Annotated in this window: 17 protein-coding genes and 1 tRNA gene; 9 read left to right on the top strand and 9 right to left on the bottom strand. The window is 72.7% G+C overall.

The features are described 5' to 3' along the window. From EIY87_RS38830 to EIY87_RS38810, 5 genes are all read right to left on the bottom strand, one after another. On the bottom strand, nt 1-444 hold the full coding sequence (locus tag EIY87_RS38830) for a VOC family protein (protein ID WP_125314894.1): 444 nt from the start codon (nt 442-444) through the stop codon (nt 1-3). Beyond that, a complete protein-coding gene (locus tag EIY87_RS38825; protein WP_125314893.1) occupies nt 444-1,061 on the bottom strand; it encodes a TIGR03086 family metal-binding protein in 618 nt (205 codons plus the stop codon). Before EIY87_RS38825 ends, EIY87_RS38830 begins: the two co-directional genes overlap by 1 nt. Before the next feature lie 97 nt (nt 1,062-1,158). Then, a complete protein-coding gene (locus tag EIY87_RS38820) occupies nt 1,159-1,395 on the bottom strand; it encodes a hypothetical protein (protein ID WP_125314892.1) in 237 nt (78 codons plus the stop codon). A 306-nt stretch (nt 1,396-1,701) separates the two neighbouring features. Then, nucleotides 1,702-1,778 (bottom strand) — tRNA-Arg (locus EIY87_RS38815). A 354-nt stretch (nt 1,779-2,132) separates the two neighbouring features. After that, on the bottom strand, nt 2,133-2,516 hold the full coding sequence (locus EIY87_RS38810) for a peptidase inhibitor family I36 protein (RefSeq protein ID WP_125314891.1): 384 nt from the start codon (nt 2,514-2,516) through the stop codon (nt 2,133-2,135). A gap of 217 nt (nt 2,517-2,733) precedes the next feature. Here EIY87_RS38810 and EIY87_RS38805 point away from each other — a divergent pair, with 217 nt between their 5' ends. Further along, nucleotides 2,734-3,930, top strand: coding sequence for an MFS transporter (locus EIY87_RS38805; RefSeq protein ID WP_125314890.1), 1,197 nt, complete (start codon nt 2,734-2,736; stop codon nt 3,928-3,930). On the opposite strand, the gene EIY87_RS38800 is transcribed toward EIY87_RS38805, so the two are convergent. The 3 genes from EIY87_RS38800 to EIY87_RS38795 are packed head-to-tail and all read right to left on the bottom strand — an operon-like array spanning nt 3,902 to nt 6,644. After that, on the bottom strand, nt 3,902-5,233 hold the full coding sequence (locus EIY87_RS38800) for a YcaO-like family protein (RefSeq protein WP_125314889.1): 1,332 nt from the start codon (nt 5,231-5,233) through the stop codon (nt 3,902-3,904). The two genes, EIY87_RS38805 and EIY87_RS38800, sit on opposite strands and share 29 nt — an antisense overlap. After that, nucleotides 5,233-5,379, bottom strand: a complete 147-nt coding sequence (locus EIY87_RS47890) for a hypothetical protein (RefSeq protein WP_158641441.1) — start codon at nt 5,377-5,379, stop codon at nt 5,233-5,235. Before EIY87_RS47890 ends, EIY87_RS38800 begins: the two co-directional genes overlap by 1 nt. Beyond that, entirely contained in the window at nt 5,376-6,644 is a 1,269-nt protein-coding gene (locus EIY87_RS38795; RefSeq protein WP_125314888.1) for an MDR family MFS transporter, read from the bottom strand. The genes EIY87_RS47890 and EIY87_RS38795 overlap by 4 nt, the downstream gene beginning before the upstream one ends. A gap of 451 nt (nt 6,645-7,095) precedes the next feature. On the opposite strand from EIY87_RS38795, the gene EIY87_RS38790 reads away from it, so the two are divergent. Next, nucleotides 7,096-8,259 carry a sensor histidine kinase gene (locus EIY87_RS38790; protein ID WP_191984435.1) on the top strand — a complete coding sequence of 388 codons (1,164 nt, stop codon included), beginning with the start codon at nt 7,096-7,098 and terminating at the stop codon, nt 8,257-8,259. Here EIY87_RS38790 and EIY87_RS38785 read toward each other — a convergent pair. After that, nucleotides 8,233-8,871, bottom strand: coding sequence for a phosphoglycerate mutase family protein (locus EIY87_RS38785; protein ID WP_125314887.1), 639 nt, complete (start codon nt 8,869-8,871; stop codon nt 8,233-8,235). The two genes, EIY87_RS38790 and EIY87_RS38785, sit on opposite strands and share 27 nt — an antisense overlap. 55 nt (nt 8,872-8,926) lie before the next feature. Here EIY87_RS38785 and EIY87_RS38780 point away from each other — a divergent pair, with 55 nt between their 5' ends. The 7 genes from EIY87_RS38780 (at nt 8,927) to EIY87_RS38750 (ending at nt 22,369) form a co-directional block, all read left to right on the top strand. Beyond that, the gene (locus EIY87_RS38780; protein WP_225440314.1) at nt 8,927-10,954 is read left to right on the top strand and encodes a cytochrome c oxidase assembly protein; all 2,028 of its coding nucleotides are present in this window, start codon (nt 8,927-8,929) and stop codon (nt 10,952-10,954) included. 118 nt (nt 10,955-11,072) lie between these two features. Continuing rightward, nucleotides 11,073-12,749 (top strand): energy-dependent translational throttle protein EttA, encoded by a 1,677-nt coding sequence (gene ettA / locus EIY87_RS38775; RefSeq protein ID WP_125314886.1) that lies wholly within the window; start codon nt 11,073-11,075, stop codon nt 12,747-12,749. A 16-nt stretch (nt 12,750-12,765) separates the two neighbouring features. Beyond that, entirely contained in the window at nt 12,766-15,453 is a 2,688-nt protein-coding gene (locus EIY87_RS38770) for a hypothetical protein (RefSeq protein WP_125314885.1), read from the top strand. A 588-nt stretch (nt 15,454-16,041) separates the two neighbouring features. Beyond that, a complete protein-coding gene (locus EIY87_RS38765; RefSeq protein ID WP_125314884.1) occupies nt 16,042-21,027 on the top strand; it encodes an NAD-glutamate dehydrogenase in 4,986 nt (1,661 codons plus the stop codon). After that, nucleotides 21,024-21,443 carry an acyl-CoA thioesterase gene (locus EIY87_RS38760; RefSeq protein WP_125314883.1) on the top strand — a complete coding sequence of 140 codons (420 nt, stop codon included), beginning with the start codon at nt 21,024-21,026 and terminating at the stop codon, nt 21,441-21,443. Before EIY87_RS38765 ends, EIY87_RS38760 begins: the two co-directional genes overlap by 4 nt. Continuing rightward, nucleotides 21,436-22,071, top strand: coding sequence for a hypothetical protein (locus EIY87_RS38755; protein WP_125314882.1), 636 nt, complete (start codon nt 21,436-21,438; stop codon nt 22,069-22,071). Before EIY87_RS38760 ends, EIY87_RS38755 begins: the two co-directional genes overlap by 8 nt. A gap of 52 nt (nt 22,072-22,123) precedes the next feature. Next, entirely contained in the window at nt 22,124-22,369 is a 246-nt protein-coding gene (locus EIY87_RS38750; RefSeq protein WP_125314881.1) for a hypothetical protein, read from the top strand. The last annotated feature ends 16 nt before the right edge of the window (nt 22,370-22,385 follow it).

Genomic DNA, 22,385 nt, shown 5'->3' with positions numbered 1-22,385 from the left:
CTAAGTGCTCTCCTCCGCCAGTTCGACGATGAGCCCTTCCGGTCCGTGGACGTAGCACATCCGGAAGATGTTTTCGTAGTTGACGATTTCGCCGATGGTGTCCAGACCTTTCGCCCGAATTCGCTCGATCGTGCGGTCGAGGTCTTCGACGATGTACGCGATGTGCCGGAACCCCAACCGGTTCACGGCCGGCGGAGCCGCGCCCGCCGGGTCGACCGGGTGGTGGAACTTCGTCAGCTCGAGCTTTCCGCTGCCGTCCGGCGCGTTCACCATCACCATTTCCGCGTGCACGCCCTCGAGCCCGAGAATCCGGTCGACCCATTCGTCTTCGATCCGCATCGGCGGAGCGACTTCGAAACCGAGGTCGGCGAAGAAAGCCGTCACCGCTTCGAGGTCGTCGACGATCACGCCGACGTGCTCGAACCGCCGCACCCCGCCCGGCATCAGGCCACCGCTCGGATTCCCGGCCACGGCGACCGGCGGCCGGTGTGCCCCAGGTGCGCGGTCAGCACGTCGGCGTCCGCCCCGACCGCCACGGGCGGCCCGAACATCCCGAGCGCCCGCGCTTCGGGCCCCACCAGCTCGAGGGCGAACTCGCGCGCCGTGGCGACGACCTCGGCGTCGGGCTCGTAGGCGACCCCGCCGCCGCTGGCCAGGTCCCAGCCGTGGGTGACGACCTCGTTGATGCACATCAAGGCGTGCACGGAACCGGGCGTGTCCGCGCCGCCCTTGCCCACGGTGAGCCGTTCGAGGGTGCCGGGCTCGGCGAAGACGGCGACGGACCGGTCTCCGACCGCTTGGATGGCGGCCGCGGGGTCCGCGCCGAGCCGGTCGGTGTACGCCAGCTGCGCCAGCCGCTCCGGCTGCGCTTCGGCGGGGTCCAGCGTCAGCCCGCTCGCGACGTGCGTGGTCAAGCCGACCATTCCCAGCATGTGGTTGCCGACCTGGCGCACCGACCACCGCGGGCACGGGCTCGGCCCGTCCCAGGCCGCCGGTTCGATGGCGGCCGCCACACCCGCCGTCGTCCGGAAAGCGCGCTCGAGCAGTGTGGGCAGGTCCATGTCCGTCCTCTCGTCGCCGGCTTTCCTCCAATCTGGGACAAGATCACGTCGGCGATCATCTTGTTGCGTGCGAAGTTCCGGTTCGCCGTGGTCCGGGTCAAGCGGCCTCCGCCGTGGGTGGCGCGGCTTCCCCGGGTGTCGGATCCGAACTGGACAGTGCGCCCGCCGGTGGTCCGGTGCCGGAATGCTCCGCGGCCGCGCGGAAGGCCAAGTGGTGCAGCTTCCTCAGGTGCCGCTGCACCAGGTCGGCCCGGCGCGCTTCGTCGAAGATGCCGCGCGCGACGCCGTTCTCGCGCCGTCGGCGGTGTCGCGGGGTGGATGCGTGGTCCGCCACGATGGTGTCCTCCACAGGTGTGCCGGATCGGGCCGGCGTGTCGGTTTGACGCGGTTCATCGCTCGGTGTGACCGTTCGGTCGCGCGGGAGCACGACGCCCGGTTCGCCGCCTGGGTAACAAGGTTGTCTCGACTGGAACTCGGCCCGGCCCCGTTGGGCCACCTGGCCGCTCGCACGGTGCGACGTCCGGACCTTCGCGCGCTGCGGGGGAATGCGGGCGGCCACCGTCCATTGTGGGAGCACGATGTGGGGCCGATCACGTGGCCAGGGCACGTCGTGCGCAGCCGCGCACGACGTCTTCCCTGGTGGCGCCCCCGGCAGGACTCGAACCTGCGACCTAGAGATTAGAAGGCTCTTGCTCTATCCAGCTGAGCTACGAGGGCCCGCGCCGACGGCTGCTGCCGATCGTGCCGGTCGCCCGGCACCGGCAGCTTAGTCGTCGCCATTCTCTCGATCGTTCGACACCGGCGAATCGTTTCAGGTCTCGTTCGACGTAATTCCGGAGTCCGGTGGCGACACCGTCACTGCCCGCGATCCGACCCGTTCGGGGGAGGTGTCCGGACCACTCCCGTGTGACGGCCGAGCTGCCTCCGGTAGGCCCCGTGGGCGCGCCGTGCCGCGGCGGCGCGCCCACGGGGTGGGGCCGCTGTCGGGGGAGCGGCCCCGGTCGGGCCCGGCCGCCGCCGCGAGCCGGCTCCCCCTTGGAGCGGGCGGCGGGCTCGGACCCGGGTCGGGGGTCACTCCCAGATCTGGACCGCGCGGACGAGGAAGGGCGCGTTCGGCACGAACGTGCCACCACCCGGGTAGGTGATGAAATCGCCTTCGGTCGAGCATTCCCCGTCCTGGTACACCGTGACGTCACGGCTCATCAGATTCGCGAACGACGACCCCGCGAATCCTTCGGGCAGCGGAATGCATTCCCCGGGATTCGCGGTGCGCAGGTCGAACCGCTCGGATTCGCCGCCGTAGGCGTCGCCCGACCACAGGCAGAACTCGCCCTTCTGGCAGGCGGGATCCGGCGGCGCCGAAGCGGCCTGCGCCGCTCCGGCACTGGTCAGCAGTCCGAGCACGGCCAGGACGAGCAACTGCGGGAGCCGGGAACGGAGACGGCTGGAAGACATGGTGGATTCCCCTCTGGAAGTCGCGGCACCGGGGCCGCGGTGAACGTGTGATTCCAGATTGGCTCGCCGGGAAACGGTTGTCAGCCCGTGTTTTCGATTCTGTGGACAACTCGGGGAAGCGCGCGCAGTTGTCCACACGGCCGCCGGCGGGGCTTGCGGACGGGGCGGTCCGGTGCTACGCGCGCCGTGTCAAGCTGGGGCGGCGGAAGGGGGAACCATGCGGGATCGGATCGCGGTGTTCACCGTGTTCGCCCTCAACGGACTGGCGATCGGCTCGTGGGCGACGCGCACGCCCGCGCTGGCCGCCCAGGTGCACGCTTCACCCGGCGTCTTCGGGCTCGCGCTGCTCGGCGCCAGCGTCGGCATGCTCGTGGCCGCCTCGGCGGCCGGGCGGGTCGTCGAACGCTTCGGGGCCAGGGCGGTCGTGGCGGGGAGCACCGGCCTGGCCGCCGTCGCGCTGGTGCTGATCGGGTTCGCCCCGGGCGTCCCGCTCCTGGCCGGGGCGCTGTTCGTGGTCGGCGCGAGCGTCGGGATGCTCGACGTCGCGATGAACGTCGCCGCGGTGGCCGTCGAACGTCGCACGGGGCGGGCGCTCATGCCGGTGTTCCACGCGGGGTTCAGCGTCGGTGCGCTCGCGGGTTCGCTGGCCGCTGGGCTCGCCGCGGGACACGGCTGGTCGCCCGCGCGCCACCTCACCACGGCGGCCGTCTTCGCCGTCGTGGTGCTGCTGCCCGTGCTCCGAGCGGTCCCGGGAAGCCGCCCCGAGCACGCCGCCGCGGTGGTCACCGGTCACCGGGCGCCGATCCGCCGTCCGGTGCTGTGGCTGCTCGCGGCGGTCGCGCTGTGCTCGGCCGTCGCCGAGGGCGCGGCGGCGGACTGGTCCGCGCTGCTGATGACCGCCGAGCGCGGCGCCGGACCGGGCGCGGCGGCGCTGGCGTTCGCCGGGTTCCAGCTGGTCATGGCGCTGACCCGGCTGGTGGGCCCCTGGGTGCACCGGCGGTTCGGGCCGACCCGCACCCTGGTCGCGGGCGCGGCACTGGCCACGGCCGGCTTCCTCGCGACGGCCACGATCCCGGTCGCGGCGGTCGCGTACGTCGGCTTCGCGCTGGCCGGAGCGGGTCTCGCGGCGTCGTTCCCGCTCGCGTTGAGCCTCGCCGGGGATGCCGGGAAGCGTGGTGACGGTACGGGCGGGGAGCGCGAGATCGGGTTCGTGTCGGCGCTCGCGTACACCGGGTTCCTGGCCGGGCCGCCGATCATCGGGGGCATCGCGCAGGCGGTCGGGTACGGGGCGGCGTTCCTGTTCGTCGGGCTGGTCGCGGCGCTGATCCTGCCGTCGGCGGTGGCGGCGCGGCGGTCGCGGCGGCGGGAGGAGGCGCGGGCCGGCGTCAGCCGTGCGGCATCGGGGCGCGGTTGAGGTCTTCCTCGGCCAACGGCTCCGCGTGCCAGCCCAGCCGCACCCCGAGGTCCTGGACCCGCCGCAGCCCCAGCGGCGGGTACGCCGCCGGCGCCGTGCCGACCGTGCCCGGCACCAGGACCCGCACCACCCGGGCTCCCTCCGCCGCGGCTTCCGGCGTGGTCAGGTCGACGTACAGCACCTCGTGCCCGGCCGCCGCGACGCGGGCGTGGAGGGCGTCGAGCGAGTCGTCCACCGGCCGTGGGATCGCCCCCCAATCGAGGGCAGAACCGCCCGAAGCCCAGGCCAGCGCGGCGTCGCCGGCTCGCGGATCCAGGTGGTACTGCTGGTGGCACAGCAGCTCCACCAGGTCGGCCGGACCGTAGAGGTCGGTGTAGTCGCGCTCCGCCCGCCACGGCCGCAGGGGGCCAGGGCGGTCGCCGGTCATCGCCTCCGGGTTGTCGAGCGTCCGGCAGGTGATCTGCAGCGTGTACGCCTCCGCCAGCGCCTTCAGCGCCGCCTCCTCCGGGTCGGGGCGCATCGCCGTGCCGACCGTCAGCCAGCCCTCGGGCGACCGCACCGCCGCCGCGATCACCGGGACGCCGAACGCGTTTCCGATCGACCAGAAGCGGGCGTCGCCACCGAGGGAAGCCAGGCGCGGGGTCGGGGCCAGGGTGGGCTGGGGCGCGCCGTTGAGCCACCAGACCGCCGAGGCGTCGTGTTCGACGATTTCCTGCAACCCGGAGCGGATCGCGGCTTCGAGGGTTTCACCCGCGGCTGTGCCGCCGATCGCCGGGAACGCGTGGAGCGGCTCCTCGACCGCCTTCGGCACGTGGGGCCAGCCGGTGTGGACCAGGAACGCCGGGACGTGGACGACGCCGCCGCCGAGGGACGTCGCGCGGACCCAGTGGACCGGCGACGAGCCGGTGAACGGCGTGAACGGGAACCCGGGGGTGGCGTACTGGCCGGGTGAGTAGAGGGCGAGGCGCGCGGGGGACAGCGCCGTCAGCCCGCGTGCGACGAGGTCGTCGTGGCTGCCGTGGACGAGGTCCTGGGGTGGCCAGGTCGCGCAGTACCGCTCCACCGCTTCGCCCCAGGCGGACACGCGCGCGTGCGCCGGGTCGTCCCACGACGTGCCGAAGCCCTGCGGGTCGGCCTGCCAGGGGAGGCCCATCTGGCGGATGTCGGCCACCGCGAGGTGCAGGGCGTCCGGGGTGCCTTCGAGGCCGGCGAAGGACCGCAGCCGCGTGACGATCGGGCCGGGGCCCGGCGCGGAGCGGCGCTCACCGCTCCGGCCGGGCAGCCCTTCGCGCACAGCGGTCATCAGCGCTCCGGCAGGTACGCCGCGACGCACGTGTTGACGGTCAGGCTCGCGGCCACGCACGTGTTCACGACGAGGCTCGCCGCGACGCAGGTGTTGACGACCAGGGCTTCCGGGGCGGTCTCGGTGGAGAACTGCTCCTGCTTCATGGCGTTACCCTTTCCCTTGACGGCCCACCACCGGTTCCGGTGGCGGGTGCCGGGGATCGCTCCCCGTTCCGCGCGTCCGAGGCGCCCACCTCGCGCGGAAGCTTGGTACCGAACGCGAACCCCGCGGCGGCCAGCGCGCCGAGCCCGGCGCAGGCCAGCCAGACCGCCGCGGGGCCCGCGCGGTCGAGCAGCCAGCCGCCGCCGGCGGGCCCGAGCAGGGCCGCGGCCGACCACGCGCCGGTGTAGCGGGCCGCGTACCGGCCGCGCTGCGTGCCGGGCGCGCGGTCCGCGGCCACGGCGCTGCCGACGGGCATCTGCAGGATCTCCCCGACGGTCCAGACCAGGGCGACGACGGCGTACCCGAACAGCCCTTCGGCGAACAGGTTGAGCCCGAAGCCCCACCCGATCAGCAGGGCGCTGACCACCAGGACGGGGCGTCGCGGGTGCCGCCGCGCCCAGCGGGTCAGCGGGATCTGCAGGACCGCGATGAGCAGCCCGTTCAGGGCCTGCACGAGGCCGAACGCCCCGGCGGTGAGCCCGGCGCCGACCATGACGACCGGCAGCGTCGTCGCGCTCTGCTCGTAGACGCAGCCGATCGCGAAGGTGGCGAGCAGGAAGACGGCGAAGCGCCGGTCGAACCGCAGCGGCGGCCGGGTGGCACGGGCCCGCGGCGGGCCCGGCGGCCGCGTTTCGGGCACCTTCAGCAGCACGACGAGCGCGCACAACGCGGTCGCGGCGGCGTCGGCGACGAACGCGGCCGGGTAGCCGAAGCCGACCACCACGCCGGTCAGCGCGGCGGACACCGCGACGCCGACGTTGACCGCCCAGTAGTTCAGCGCGAAGGCGGCCGGCCGGTCGGCGGGCGGGACGACGTCGGCGAGCGCGGCGTTCATCGCCGGCCGGGCCGCCACGGACCCGGCGCCGACGGCGAAGGCCGCCACTTCGAGCTGCCAGCGTCCGCTCGCCGTGCCGAGCGCGACCATCGCCACCGCGGTGACGGCGTGCGCCAGCAGCAGGGTCGGCCGCCGGCCCAGCCGGTCGGCGAGCACGCCGCCGGCCACGGTGCCGAGCACGCCACCCAGCCCGATCAGGGCGATGACGTACCCGGCGTAGGACACCGGGTACCCGTGCCCGGCCGTCAGCGACAGCGCGAGCACGGGCCGGGTGAAGGCGCCGGCCCAGTTGACCAGGAGGCTGATCCAGATCCACCAGAACACCGGCGGCAGGTTCCGGGGGCTCCGGCGGGACGTCATCGTGTGCGTCACCCGCCGGCCCCCTTCCCCGTTCCACTGGTTCTCGTCCCGAGCCGGGTGCCGCGGCCGCTGGATCGCAGCGGTGGAGGCGTACCCGGGGCTCCTCGCAGGAGGACCTGTTGTGCGGTTCTCCCATCGAGCCGGGTGCCTTCCGCTGGGTCTCAGCTGGGAGGCGCACCCCCGGACTCATGGATAAATCATGGCTCGCGGCATGGGGATCGCTCCTCTCCTCGATTGCCCGCCGTCGAGACGGCAAAGGTCTTGAATGAGTCATTCAGGACCTCCGGGGACCTGAATGACTCATTCAGGACGCAGGCGGGCCCTGGCGGCACCCGTTGACAGTGCCGAACCGGTGGGGGCAAGCTGACCCCGTCGGTAAACTGAGATGAATGCGGCGACGCTTCCATTTCAGGTCGGCTGATCGGGGTAGGGGCCCCGGTCCGGGGAGGACGTCGTGAGGGTTGTGCTGCTCGGCGGAGCGGGGGCGCTCGCCGGCGGGAGCGGTCGGTGGGGTGCGCTTTCGCTGGTGCAGGGCGTCGTTCCGCGGCTCGTGCTGGTGCCGGTCGTGTTCCGGCTGGCCTTGTTCCTCCAGGCCCTGTGGGCCGACGGCGGGCGCACCGCGTCGGTGCTCTGGCTCGCCGTGGCGTTCTTCCTGGTGCCGAACCTCCTCGAGGTGGCCTGGGTCTTCCGCCGCGCCACCGGCATCCGGCCGGTGCTCCTCGCCGATACCGCGTACACGCTCGTCACCAGCCTGGCCGCGGCGGCGTTCGCGCCCGGTCTGCTGGCGCTGACCTGGCCGAACATCATCGGCACGGTCATGGTCTGGACCCTGCTGCGCGGCGCGCCCGCCGGCGCCGCGGCGATCGCCGGTGCCGTGCTGCTGCGCTACGGCACGGCCGCCGTCTCCGGCACGTCCGCGCCGGCGACGTGGATCCTGCTCGCGCTGCTCGCGGCCGTCGTCACGGCGCTGGCGATCGTGCTGCTGGTCGCCGGGTCGATGCGGTTCGCGCACCGGCTGGGGGAGCAGCGCGGCCGGGCCGCCGAGCGCGAGCGGCACCGCCGCGACGTCCACGACACCGTGCTGCAGGTGATGGAGTCCCTCGCCCTGCCGGCGCCCGGTGACGCCCTCGACCCCGTCGGCAGCCTCGACCAGGTCCGGCGCACCGCCCGCGCGCACGCGCTGCGCCTGCGGCTGAGCCTCGACGGTGACGCGCCCGCCGAGCCGGGCGGGCTCGAACACCGCCTCGGCGCGCTGGCCGTCGAGATGACGGCGGACGGCCTGCGCATCGACCTCGTCGTGCTCGCGAAGCCCGCCGACGTGCCCGAAGCCGTCGTCAACGCGCTGCACGACGCCACCCGCGAAGCACTGCGAAACACCCTGAAGCACGCGAAAACCGCGAGAGCCGTCGTCTGCCTCGAAGAGCGCGAAGGCGTTGTCACGGTGTCCGTGCGCGACCACGGGACGGGCTTCGACCCCGGTGCCCGCCGCGCCGGGTTCGGCATCGACAACTCGATCCACGCGCGCCTGGCCGAGATCGGCGGCGCCGCGCGCATCGATTCGGCGCCCGGGCAGGGCACCCGCGTCGTGCTGACCGCGCCGCTAGAGCTGCGTTTCCCCGTCGGGTGAGTCGCGCCACTGGGCGAACGGGCGGTCCAGCGACCACTTGCCGTCTTGTTCCTCGAGCACGCGGTATTCGCAGGTCCCGGGGTTGGACAGCGACTCGAACAGCTCGATGCTCCAGCCGAAGAGGCGGCGGCACAGCAGCCGCAGCGTGAGCCCGTGCGACACGATCAGCACCGTCTCGGGGTGACTTTCGTCGCGCAGGCGCAGGTCCGAGAGGAACGCCGCGACGCGGTCGTCGACGTCCGCGCCCGACTCGCCGAAGGGCAGCCGGTAGAAGAAGTGCCCGAACTCGTTGCGCCGCGCCTTCTGGACCTCCTGGTCGGCCGGGTCCTGGAGGTTGCCCCAGTCCTGCTCGCGCAGCCGCGGCTCCTGCAGCAGCCGCTCGCACGACGCCCGGATGTCCAGCAGCCGCAACGTTTCCCGCGTGCGCAGGTACGGGCTGACGTAGACGGCGGGCCGCTCACCGTCGAGCAGCCGGGCGATCTCCGGACCCGCCGCGCGCGCTTCCCGCTCGCCCTTCGCGGTCAGCGGCAGGGCGTGGTCGGGGATCCGCGTGTAGGCGAGTTCGTCGACGTTGCCGAGCGACTCGGCGTGCCGCAGCAGGATCATCTTCACGCGCCCATCCTGCCCGTCACACCGGCCTGACCGGGGCGGGCATACCCTCAGGGGCGTGTCCGAGCAGTCCGTGAAGGAACCCGACGTCCCCACGCAGCGCCGGGCGAGTGTGCTGCCCCTGCTCTCGGTCGGCGTGCTGCTCGCCGCGGTGGTCGCGGTCGGGCTGATCGCCCTCACCGGCGGAGCCGGGTACGTCATCGCCGGCCTGCCCGACCCGGGCCTGGTCACGCAGTACGGCGTCACGGTCGTGCGCGTGCTGTCGGAGTCCGCGTCGGTGATCTGCGTCGGGTCGCTGCTGCTCGCCGCGTTCCTGGTGCCGCCGCAGCAGTCCGGCACGCTCGGTCCGGAGGGCTACGGCGCCCTGCGCGCGGCGGGGATCGCCGCGTGGGTCTGGTTCGCCGCCGCGCTGCTGTCGGTCGCCTTCACCGCCGCCGACACCGCCGGGAAGCCGTTCGGCGACATCCTGGACCCGCAGACGCTGCTCGACCTCGTCGGCGCCATCGAGCAGCCGAAGGCCTGGCTGTGGACGGCGCTGATCGCCGTCCTCGTCGCGCTCGGCTGCCGGCTCGCGCTCACCTGGGGCTGGACGGCGGTGCTGTTCGCGCTCGCCGTCGCCGGCCTGGTCCCGGTCGCGGTCACCGGGCACTCCGCCAGCGGCGGCTCGCACGACGTCGCCACCAACAGCCTGCTGTTCCACCTGGTCGCCGCGGCGCTGTGGGTCGGCGGGCTGATCGCGCTGCTGGCGCTGGGCTACCGGCGCGGGAACCACCTGAGCCTGGCCGCGCGGCGGTTCTCGCGGCTGGCGCTGATCTGCTGGATCGTCATGCTGCTTTCCGGCGTGGTCAACGCGCTGGTCCGGATCGGCCTGAACGACCTCTTCACCACCGACTACGGCCTGCTGGTCGTGGCCAAGACGGTCGCGCTGCTGCTGCTCGGGGTGTTCGGCCACCAGCAGCGCGAAAAGGGCGTCGCGAACCTCGTGGACGGCAAGGGCGGCGCGCAGCTGCTGCGCCTCGCGTCGGTCGAGATCGTGATCATGTTCGTGACGATCGGGATCGCGTCCGGGCTCGCGCGGACGCCGCCGCCGGCGGACGCGATCACCCAGCCCTCCACCACCGAGCTGCTGATCGGCTACGACCTCGACGGCCCGCCGGCGCTGTGGCGGCTGCTCTTCGACACCCGCTTCGACCTCGTCTACGGCGTCCTGGCGCTGGTCATGGGCGGGCTCTACCTGGCGGGGGTGCGGCGGCTGCTGCGCCGGGGCGACAGCTGGCCGGTCGGCCGCACGGTCGCCTGGATCAGCGGCTGCGTGGTGCTGCTCATCGCGACGTCGTCCGGCATCGGCCGGTACGCGCCCGCGATGTTCAGCGTCCACATGGGCAACCACATGCTGCTGTCGATGGTGGCGCCGGTGCTGTTCGTGCTCGGCGGCCCGGTGACGCTCGCCCTGCGCGCGCTGCCCGCCGCGGGCAAGGACAACCCGCCGGGGCCGCGCGAGTGGCTCGTCGCCTTCGTGCACTCCCCGGTGTCGCGGTTCCTCACCCACCCGGTGGTCGCGCTGCTGCTGTTCGTCGGCTCGTTCTACGCGCTGTACTTCTCCGGCCTGTTCGACAACGCGCTGAACTACCACTGGGCGCACCTGGTGATGAACGGGCACTTCCTGCTCGCCGGGTACGTCTTCTACTGGCCGGTGATCGGCGTCGACCCGGCGCCGCGGCGGATCCCGTACCTCGGGCGGCTCGGCATGATGTTCGCCGCGATGCCGTTCCACGCGTTCTTCGGCGTGATCCTGATGAGCAAGCAGACCGTCATCGGGCAGGCGTTCTACAGCCAGCTGCACCTGCCGTGGGTGACCGACCTGCTCGCCGACCAGCGGCTCGGCGGCGGCATCGCCTGGGCCGCCGGCGAGGTCCCGGTGCTGCTGGTGCTGATCGCGCTGCTGGTGCAGTGGTCGCGCCAGGACGAGCGCGAGGCGAAGCGACGTGACCGGCGCGAAGCGGCCACCGGCGACGAAGAGCTGAACGCCTACAACGCGATGCTCAAGAACCTGGCGGAGGGCAAGCGACCCTCGGGGTCCAGTTGAGGTTGAGGGCTGGTCCGGGTGCCGGAAAACAGCGCTTCCGGTGATCCCGGCCTGACTTTCGGTAGTCCGGTGGTGACCGGCGTCGAGACGCGATCAGGCGCGCTCTACGATCGTGGGTATGGCCGAGTTCATCTACACCATGAAGAAGGTGCGCAAGACCGTCGGGGACAAGGTCATCCTCGACGACGTCAGCACCGCGTTCTACCCCGGCGCCAAGATCGGCGTGGTCGGGCCGAACGGTGCCGGTAAGTCCACCGTTCTCAAGATCATGGCGGGGATCGAGCAGGCCAGCAACGGCGAGGCGTTCCTCCAGCCCGGAGCTTCCGTGGGCATCCTCATGCAGGAGCCGGAGCTCAACGAGGACAAGACGGTCCGCGAGAACGTCGAAGAGGGCCTGGGCGAGGTCAAGGTCAAGCTCGACCGGTACAACGAGGTCCTCAAGCTCATGGAGACCGAGTACACCGACGAGCTGATGGAAGAGATGGGGCAGCTCCAGGAGGAGCTGGACCACGCCGACGCCTGGGAGCTCGACTCGACCGTCGAGCAGGCCATGGACGCGCTGCGCTGCCCGCCGCCGGACGAAGGCGTCTCCCACCTCTCCGGTGGTGAGCGCCGCCGCGTCGCGCTGTGCAAGCTGCTGCTGTCGGCGCCCGACCTGCTGCTGCTCGACGAGCCCACCAACCACCTGGACGCCGAGAGCGTCCTGTGGCTGGAGCAGTTCCTGGCCCGCTACGCCGGCGCTGTCCTCGCCGTCACCCACGACCGGTACTTCCTCGACAACGTGGCCCAGTGGATCATGGAGCTGGACCGCGGCCGCGTCGTCGGCTACGAGGGCAACTACTCGACGTACCTGGAGAAGAAGCGCGAGCGCCTCGAGGTCCAGGGCAAGAAGGACGCGAAGCTCGCCAAGCGGCTGAAGACCGAGCTCGAGTGGGTGCGGTCCAACGCGAAGGCGCGCCAGACGAAGTCGCGCTCGCGCCTCGACCGGTACGAAGAGATGGCGGCGGAGGCGGACAAGCACCGCAAGCTCGACTTCGAAGAGATCCAGATCCCGCCGGGCCCGCGGCTGGGCAACGTCGTGGTCGAGGTCGAGAAGCTGCAGAAGGGCTTCGACGGCCGCGTCCTCATCGACGGCCTGTCGTTCAACCTGCCGCGCAACGGCATCGTCGGCGTGATCGGCCCGAACGGCGTCGGCAAGACCACGCTGTTCAAGACGATCGTCGGGCTCGAGGAGCCGGACAACGGCGTCGTCAAGATCGGCGAGACGGTCAAGCTGTCCTATGTGGACCAGAACCGCGGCGGCATCGACCCGAAGAAGACCGTGTGGCAGGTCGTTTCCGACGAGCTGGACTACATCCACGTCGGCCAGACCGAAATGCCGTCGCGCGCGTACGTCAGCGCGTTCGGCTTCAAGGGCCCGGACCAGCAGAAGCCGGCGGGCGTGCTCTCCGGTGGTGAGCGCAACCGGCTCAACCTGGCGCTGACGCTCAAGCAGGGCGGGAACCTGATCCTGCTGGACGAGCCGACGAACGACCTGGACGTCGAAACCCTGGGCTCGCTGGAGAACGCGCTGGAGCAGTTCCCCGGCTGCGCCGTCGTGATCTCGCACGACCGGTGGTTCCTCGACCGGGTCGCGACGCACATCCTGGCCTGGGAGGGCACGGACGAGGACCCCGCCAAGTGGTTCTGGTTCGAGGGCAACTTCGAGGGGTACGAGAAGAACAAGGTGGAGCGGATGGGCGCCGAAGCCGCCCGCCCGCACCGTGTCACCCACCGCAAGCTGACCCGCGACTGAGGGGGCGGGTTTCCCCGTGGAGGCCAGCAAAGCGCACCGGACGGCCCCGCTCTCCCCGGAGGGCGGGCGCTCCGGCCACGCCGGGGGAACCCTCTCCGCAGTCGGCCGGCTGATCGAACGCGCGGACGCGCTGCACCTGCGTGCGCCGGAGCTCGCGCTCGTCCTCGGCGAGCGCGCGGCCGCGCTGTCGGAGGCCGCCGGCGCCGACGAGCAGTGGATCCGGGCGGAGAGCCTGGTCGTGTCCTCGCGCGTCCGGCTCGGGATGCGGCCGGCGACGGTCGGGCGGGCGGTCGCGGCCCTGCGCGCGGCCGAGCACGCCGGCTACGGCGACATCGCCGCCCGGCTGCGCATCGACCTCGCCGTGTGCGCCCGCAGCCTGGGCGTGCCGCTGACCGGCCTCGCCGCGCTGCGGCCGGTGCTGACCGATCCGGTGGTCTCTCCGGTGCACCGCGCCGCCGCGTTGTGCCACCTGGTCGGCTGCCTCGGCCTGCTGGGGCGGAAGGCCGAGCTGGACCGGGTGCTCGTCGAGGCGGACAAGCTCGTCCTCGGTGACGGGTCGGCGGGCGCCGACACCCAGCTGCTGGTCCGCGCGCTGCTGCGCGTCGGCACGGCGGCGCACCGCCGCCGCCACGGCGACCTGACGGCCGCGGCCGACGCGGCCCGCACCGGCCTTGGCTTCCTGGAGAAGCTCGACAACCCGGCCGACGACGGCGGCCTCGTCCGCATCCGGCTGGTGCTGCTGCTGGTCAGCACACTGCTCGACCGCGGCGACACGGAAATGGCGTACGAGATCGCCGAGCCGGTGCTGGCCGAGCCGGTGCGCGCGGCGGGCGTCGCCCCGATGGGCTGGCTCCGGCTGGCCGTGGCGACCCGCGTCCACCTGCCCGCCGGTTCGGGCGAGGCGGCGATCGAGCTGGTCCGCGAAGCCGTGGCGAGCACCGAACGGCACGGTCTCCCGGCGGTCACCGCGCGGCTGTGGCTCGAGCTGGCCCAGCTGGAGGAGCGGTTCGGCCGGGCCGAGGAGGCCATCGCGTGCCTGTACCGCTCGCGCGCGGCCGAGCAGCTCCACGCGCGGGCCCGGCGGCAGGCGTGCAGCGTGCTGGCGGGCGAGTTCGGGACCGGCGAGCCGGCTTCGGTGGACCTCGACGAGGTGTTGAAGGCGGTGCCTTCGCGGCCGGTTCCGGCGGTCGAGCCGTCGGCCCCGGCGCCTGCTTGGTCGTTCGGCCGCGAGGAGAAGGCGTCGCCCGGGTGGTCGTTCGAACGGCCGCGGGTGACGGCGGACGCGGCCGAGACGATGGTGATGCCGGCGATCCGTGACGAGCCCGCCCGGCCGGAGCCGGTTGTGGTGGAGCGGCGTGCGGAGCCGGCGGCGTCTCGGGTGGAGCCGATCGAGGTGCGGTCGGCGGAGTCGCGGTCTGTGGCGCGTGCGGTGCCCAAGCGTGGGCGTGAGGTGCCGGCGGCGGTGGAGCGCGAGCCTGAGTTCCGGCCGGCGCGGGTTGAGCGCGTTGAGGTGCGACCGGAGCGTGCTGCGGAAGTGGCGTCGCGGCCGGAGCCGACTGAGGTGCGGTCGGAGCGTGCCCCGGAGGTGGTGTCGCGGCCGGAGCCGGTTGGGGTGCGGTCGGAGCGTGCCCGGGACGTGGAGTTGCGGCCGGAGCCGACTGAGGTGCGGTCGGAGCGTGCGCGGGACGTGGAGCTGCGGCCGGATCCGGTTGGGGTGCGGTCGGAGCCTGTGCGGGACGTGGAGCTGCGGCCGGAGCCGGTTGAGGTGCGGCTGGAACGTGCCCCGGAGCCGGTTGAGGTGTGGTCGGAGCGTGCCCGGGAAGTGGAGGCGCGGTCGGATCGTGCCCGGGGAGCGGAGCCGGTCGAGTCGTTCGAGGGTGGGCGTCGGTCGGAGCCGGTACGGGTCGAGCGTGAAGCGGAGGCGCGGCCGGAGTCGTCCGAGGGGCGGCGGAGGTCCGAGCCGGTGCCGGTCGAGGCGCGGCCGGAACCCGTCGAGGCGGCCGAGCCCGCGGCGGGCGGGAAGACGAAGTTCTCCTGGGCCGCGCTGGCCGAAGCCCGGCTGAAGGAGACCGCGGCCGAGCGGGAGTCGGCGCCCACGCGCGTCACGCCCGCGCTGCCGCTCGCTCCGGAGCCCGCCGCCGAGCGGGAGCCCGAGCCGCGGTCGCGGCGGGAACCGCAGCCCTCGACCCGGCACGACTCCGAACACGGGTCCGTCGCCGCGCGGTCGGTGCTGGACCGCCTGGGCATCTCGTCGTCCGGGGGCGCCGGAGGCCGTCGCCGTGCGGAGGACGCCGACACCGCCCGCGCCGACGAACGTCCCGAGCCGCAACTCGCGCCGCCGCCGCGTCCGGAGGACCAGCCGCCGTCCGCGCCGGACTACCGGGACGAGGCCGAGCCCTGGCTGCCGCGGCTGCGGATGCCCCCGTCGCTGGAGCCGATGGAGGACTTCGGCCACTGGACCCCGGCGACGGCGCCCTTCCCGGAGAGCTACGCCCGCGCCATCGCGGAGGACGAGCCCCCGCCGGACGCCGGCCTCGCCGACCTCCTCGCCCGCGCACTGGCCGAACACCAGGCGGGCACCGCGAGCGCGGCCGCGCTGGTGAAGCAGCTGGGCTCCGAGGACACCGGGCGTCGCAACGGCCACGGCCGCAACGGCCACGGCGCCGAGGTGCCGGACTCCCGCCGCCACGGCTCGGGCGACTGACCCCGCCGCCACGGGCTCGGCCGGCTGATCCCGCCTGGCCGCCTCCGCCGGTGTCTTGAATGAGTCATTCAGGACCGCAGACGCCCTGAATGACTCATTCAAGACCTCCGCGCGGCGGCACCGATGCCATGAACGACCCGTTCATGACGCCAGACGCCATGAACGACCCTTTCATGACATCCCGCCAGGCCGCGGGAGCGTTCCGGCCGATCCCGCCCCGGTCGCCGAGACGTCCCGTTTCGTCGCCGACCTGTCCCGGCCCCCACCGCCACGGGATCCGCCCCCGCCAGAGGTCGCCGACCGGCCGACAACGTTCGCCGAGCGGTGCCGCACCCCGGTAGCTGAACCGATCACGACCCCCGGACCGCCCTCCAGCGTGGCTGGTCAGCGCCGCGCGAGCCCGCTGGACACAACCCGCCGGTAGCTTTACCGATACCGCGAATCCGCTGGCCCGAAAGGGTTTTTCCGCTCGGACCAACCTCCGGGTCTTCGTGTGGCACCGCGGCCCGGCGCATTAGTGTGGGGTGGGTCCGGCTCAACGACGAGCCGGCGCGGTGCCACCTCACGCAAACTGGAGAGTTGTCTCAAATGAGCTCGACCGGAGTCTCGTCCCCATCCGGAACCGGCGCGGAAACCGAACCCGAGTTCGGCCAGCGCGCCCCGGCCAGCCCGGAGCAGATCAGGGACGACCTGATCGACGCCGCCGCGGGGCTGGCGCCGGAGATCGGTGAGCTCATCCGGCTGTACTACCGGCACATCCCGGCCGAGGAGATCGTCGGCGACGAGGCCGTGAACCTCGTCGGGGCGGTGCGCTCGCACCTGCAGCTGGCGAAGCACCGGATGCCCGGCCGCCCGGCCGTGCGGCTGCTGAACCCGACCGTCGCCGAGGACGGGTGGGCTCGCGAGGCCACCGTCGTGCAGGTCGTCACCGACGACATGCCGTACCTGGTCGACTCGATCGCCGCCGAGTTCGCGCGCGACGGGGTGCAGGTGCAGCGGATCGTCCACCCGATCGTCGTCGTCACCCGCGACCTGACCGGTGAGCTGCTCGAAGTCCACCCCGACGCCGACCCGGCCGAGCCGCCCGCGAACTCGGCCGCCGAGTCGTGGATGTACATCGAGATCGACTTCGTCACCGACCGCAACCGCGCGCGCGAGCTCGACAACCGGCTCTCGAGCGTGCTGGGCGACGTCCGCGAGGTCGTCGAAGACGCCGAGAAGATGGCCCAGACCGCCTGCGACCTGGCGAGTGAGCTGGAGACCGACCCGCCGAAGCTGCCCCAGGCCGAGGTGGCCGAGGGCGCGCGGCTGCTGCGCTGGCTGGCCGACGGCCACTTCACCTTCCTCGGCTACCGCCGCTACGAGCTGGTCGACAACCCGCACCCGGAATCCGACGACCCCGCCCTGCGCGCGGTCCTGGCCTCCGGTCTCGGCGTGCTGCGCCAGGACAGCCTCGCCGCCCGCGGCCTCACCGCCGGCCCGGACACCGCCGCCACCGCGCTCGCGCCGACGCTGCTGGTGCTGACCCAGGCGAGCGCGCCCTCGACCGTGCACCGGCCGGTCTACCCCTACTACGTCGGCGTGAAGACGTTCGACGCCGAGGGCACCGTCACCGGCGAGCACCGCTTCCTCGGCATGTTCACCACCACGGCGCTGCACGAGAACGTCCTCGACATCCCGGTGGTGTGCAAGCGGGTCCGCGAGGTCATCCACCGCGCCGGCTTCCCGATGGAGTCCTTCTCCGGCCAGCGGATGCTCGAAGTCCTGCAGAACTGGCCGCGGGCCGACCTGTTCTCCGCCGACACCGACTCCCTCTACGCGACGACGACCGGCGCGATCACGCTGTCCGACCGGCGGCGGCTGCGGCTGTTCCTGCGCCGCGACCCCTACGGCCGCTTCTACTCCTGCCTCGTCTACCTCCCGCAGGACCGCTACACCACGCGGTCGCGGCTGGCCATGCAGGAAGTCCTGCTCGAGGAACTCGAAGGCACCCAGCTCGAGTACAGCGCCCGGATCGGGGAAACCGTGCTGGCGCAGGTGCACTTCATGGTGCACACCGATCCCGCGCGCCGCCTGGAGCCGGACACGCAGCGGATCCAGGAGCGGCTCAACGCCGCGGTCCGCAGCTGGGACGACCGGATGGTCGAGGCGGTGCTCGACGAGCGCCGCGAGCGGTCGGACGGCGGGGTCGCGGTCGGGATCGTCGGCGAGGAGTCGGCCACCGAGCAGGGCCAGCGCTACGCGAGCGTGTTCCCCGAGGGCTACAAGGAGGACTTCACCGCCGAAGAGGCGCTGGGCGACCTCCGCGCCCTCGACTCGCTGACCGACGAGGGCGACCTCGCGCTGTCGTTCTACCTGCCGGCGAACGCCGAGCCCGGCGAGCGGCGCTTCAAGCTCTACCTGCGCGGCGAGGGCGTGACGCTGTCCAAGGTGCTGCCGGTGCTGCAGGCGATGGGCGTCGAGGTCGTCGACGAGCGGCCGTACGAGCTGCACCGCGAGGACGGCGGCGCGTGCTGGATCTACGACTTCGGCCTGCGCATCGACCAGAAGGTCATCGCGAAGACCGACGCCGCGGCGATCACCGAGCTGCGCGACCGCTTCCAGGACGCCTTCGAGGCCGCGTGGCGGGGCGACGCCGAGGTCGACGGCCTCAACGGGCTCGTCCTGCGGGCCGGGCTCACCTGGCGCCAGGTGGCCGTGCTGCGCGCGTACTCGCGGTACCTGCGCCAGGCCGGCAGCGCGTTCTCCCAGGACTACATCCAGAACACGCTGCTGAACCACACCCAGGTCGCCACGAAGCTGCTGCGGCTGTTCGAGGCCCGGTTCGACCCGCAGCTGGGCGAGACCGACCGCGAAGCGGCCACCGAAGCGCTGGCCGGCGAGCTCGGCTCGATGATCGACGAGGTCACCAGCCTCGACGAGGACCGGATCCTGCGCCGCCTGATGGCCGTCATCCGGGCCACCCTGCGGACGAACTACCACGTCACCGACACCGCCGGGAAGCCGCGGCCGTACCTGGCGATCAAGCTCGACCCGGCCGGCGTGCCCGAGCTGCCCGAGCCGCGGCCCAAGTTCGAGATCTTCGTGTACTCGCCGCGCGTCGAGGGCGTGCACCTGCGCTTCGGCGAGGTCGCGCGCGGTGGCCTGCGCTGGTCGGACCGGCGCGAGGACTTCCGCACCGAGATCCTCGGCCTGGTCAAGGCGCAGGCGGTGAAGAACGCGGTGATCGTGCCGGTCGGCGCGAAGGGCGGCTTCGTCGTGAAGACGCCGCCGGCCGCGACCGGGGACGCGAGCATCGACCGCGACGCCCAGCTCAACGAGGGCATCGCCTGCTACCGGATGTTCATCTCCGGCCTGCTCGACCTGACCGACAACCGGATCGAGGGCAAGACCGTGCCCGCGCCGGGCGTCGTCCGGCACGACCCCGACGACTCCTACCTGGTCGTCGCGGCCGACAAGGGCACGGCGAAGTTCTCCGACATCGCGAACGAGGTCTCCGCGCAGTACGGCTTCTGGCTGGGTGACGCGTTCGCCTCCGGCGGCTCGGTCGGCTACGACCACAAGGCCATGGGCATCACGGCGAAGGGTGCCTGGGAGAGCGTCAAGCGGCACTTCCGCGAGCTGGGCAAGGACACCCAGACCGAGGACTTCACCGTCGTCGGCATCGGCGACATGATGGGCGACGTCTTCGGCAACGGCATGCTGCTGTCCGAGCACATCCGGCTGGTCGCGGCGTTCAACCACATGCACGTCTTCCTCGACCCGGACCCGGACGCCGCCGCGTCGTTCGCCGAGCGGCGCCGGCTGTTCGACCTCCCGCGCAGCTCGTGGGACGACTACGACCGCTCGCTGATCAGCGAGGGCGGCGGGATCTACCCGCGCACGGCGAAGTCGATCCCGATCAGCCCGCAGGTCCGCACGGCACTCGGCCTCGACGAGGGCGTCACCGCGCTGGCGCCGATGGACCTGATCCAGGCGATCCTGCTGGCGCCGGTCGAGCTGCTGTGGAACGGCGGCATCGGCACCTACGTCAAGGCGGAGACCGAGACCCACCTGGCCGCGGGGGACAAGGCCAACGACGCCATCCGCGTCGACGGCAAGCAGCTGCGCGTCAAGGTGTTCGGCGAAGGCGGCAACCTGGGCCTCACCCAGCTCGGCCGGATCGAGTTCGCGCGCAACGGCGGCAAGATCAACACCGACGCGCTGGACAACTCGGCCGGTGTCGACTGCTCGGACCACGAGGTCAACATCAAGATCCTGCTCGACCACCTGGTGCAGACCGGGAAGCTCGAGGAGGCGCAGCGCAACGAGCTGCTCGCGGAGATGACCGACGAGGTCGGCGCGCTGGTGCTGGCGGACAACTACCGGCAGAACGCCGTCCTCGGCGTCAGCCGGGCGCACGCCGCGCCGATGCTTTCGGTGCACCAGCGGCAGGTCCAGGCGCTGGTGGCGGCGGGCGCGTTCGACCGGAAACTCGAGGCGCTGCCGAGCAACTCGGAGTTCCGCGAGCTGGAGAAGGCGGGCAAGGGCCTGACGTCGCCGGAGCTGGCGACACTGCTGGCCCACGTCAAGCTGGAGCTGAAGGGCGAGCTGCTGGCCAGCGACCTGCCCGACTCGAAGGTGTTCGCGGCCCGGCTGCCCGAGTACTTCCCGAAGCCGCTGCGCGAGCGGTTCCCGGACGCCATCGGCGAGCACCCGCTGAAGCGCCAGATCATCACCACGCTGGTCGCCAACGAGGTGGTCGACGGCGGCGGCATCTCTTTCGTCTACCGGCTGATGGAGGAGATGAACGCGACCGCGACCGACGCGGTGCGCGCGTACGCGGTGGTGACGCAGGTGTTCGACCTGCCGTCGCTGTGGGCGGAGATCGACGCGCTGGACAACGTCGTGCACACCGACGTCGCCGACGCGATGGTGCTGGAGACGCGGCGGCTGCTCGACCGGGCCGCGCGCTGGTTCCTCACCAACCGGCCGCAGCCGCTGGCGCTGCTGTCGGAGATCAAGCGCTTCGGCCGCGTGCTGGGCGACCTGGTCCCGAAGATCGGCGACCTGCTGCGCGGCCGCGAGGCCGAGTCGGTGCAGAAGCACGTCGACGAGCTGATCGCCGCGAAGGTGCCCGAGGGGCTGGCGCGCCGGGTGTCGCTGCTGCTGCACACCTACGGCCTGCTCGACGTCACCGAGGTGGCCGAGCTCGCCGAGCAGCAGATCGGCGTGGACGCCACGCACAGCCCGGCCGAGACGGCGGAGCTGTACTACGCGCTTTCGGACCACCTGGACATCGACAAGATGCTCACCGAGATCAGCGCGCTGGAACGCGGCAACCGCTGGCACGCCCTCGCCCGGCTCTCGCTGCGCGACGACGTCTACGGCTCGCTGCGGGCGATCACGCTGGACGCGTTGCGGCACAGCGATCCCGGCTCGTCCGGGGACGCCAAGATCGCCCAGTGGGAGAAGACGAACTCCTCGCGCCTGCAGCGCGCGCGGGTCGCGCTGGAGGAGATCCACAACTCCGGGCGGCTCGACCTCGCGACGCTCTCGGTGGCGGCCCGGCAGATCCGGAGCACGGTGCGGTGACCTACGTTTCGCACGTCCGCCCGCGCTGGACGGACATGGACGTCTACGGCCACATCAACCACGCGAAGATGGTGACGCTGCTCGAAGAGGCGCGGATCCCGCTGCTGTTCGAGGGCGCCGTCGAGGCGGGGCTCGACCAGCTGCCGAAGGGCATCGTCGTGGTCAAGCTGGAAGTGGCCTACAAGGCGCCGATCGTGGTCTCCGGGCAGCAGCTGCGGGTGGACATCGACCTCACGGAACTCCGGGCGGCCAGCTTCACGCTGGCCTACCGGGTGCACACCGGGCCGGCCGAAACCGACCCGGTGGCGGTCACCGCGGAGACGGTGCTGGCGCCGTACGACACGGTCGCGTTGCGGCCGCGTAGGCTCAGCCCGCCCGAGTCGGAGTTTCTGAAGCAGGGGTTCGCGGATGCCTGAGTTGTTCGTGCCGGACGCGGCGGACCGGGAGACCCTCGGCGCCTTCGTCGCCCGCGCGGTCCGGCTGGACGGTCAGACGGCCGTCCGGCTGCGCCAGCGCGGCGACGGCGTGGTCGAGGCCTGGACGGCGACGCCGTTCGAGTGCTTCGCGACGCGCGCGGTGGCCGGGGACGTCACCCCCGGCGACGTCACGGTGTCCGGCAACGAGCTGCTCGCCGCGCTGACCGTGGCGGGTGGGCCGCGGATGGACCCGGGCCCGGCCCGTGACCTGCTGTGGCACGGCGAACTGCCGCCGTCCGGCCGCTGGCCGCTGGTCGACGAGCTGCCGGCGCGGGTCGTCGCGGAGCTGGCCGACCGGGGCGTGACGCTGGCCAGGGACAACGCGGGCCCGCACGGCACCCCGCCGTCGTCGCTGATGGACCAGGCGGTGCTCACCGTGTCCGGCGACGCGGTGGAGGTCAAGGTCCAGATGCGCTGCCTGTTCGCGATGTCGGGCATGGGTTTCGTGGACTCGGACCGGACCGAGGACGTCGTCCGCGTGTCGGCGACGGACTCGTGGCTGCGCCTGGACGCGCGCTACGGCGCGATCGTCCGGCGCCGCCACGCGCTGCTGCCGCTGCTGTTCTGACGGATTCCTTACGACTGCCACCGTTCTCGCCGGGCGGTGGCAGTCTGGAGTCATGACGCCGGACGACCCGACCGCGGACTTCCTCGACGCCGTGCGCGCCGAGGAGACGCCGTGGCGGCGGGACCGTCCGGCCGGTGAGCAGGCGCCGGAGCGCGCCGAAAGACCTGAGAGGTGGGGCCGCACGCGTGCGGCGGGCCGGGCGGCCGCCCAAGCGGCGCCCTACCTCCAGGCCGCCGCGCTGGTGGCGTGGCTGGCGAGCGGCGCCTTCGACGACGGCTCGGGCGACCAGAGCGGCTAGCCCGCTCGCCGTTCGG

The organism is Amycolatopsis eburnea, assembly GCF_003937945.1.
GTDB classification, from domain to species: Bacteria; Actinomycetota; Actinomycetes; order Mycobacteriales; family Pseudonocardiaceae; genus Amycolatopsis; species Amycolatopsis eburnea.
The sequence above is the reverse complement of the archived record's forward strand: the minus strand, read 5'-3'. Positions and strand labels throughout refer to the sequence as shown.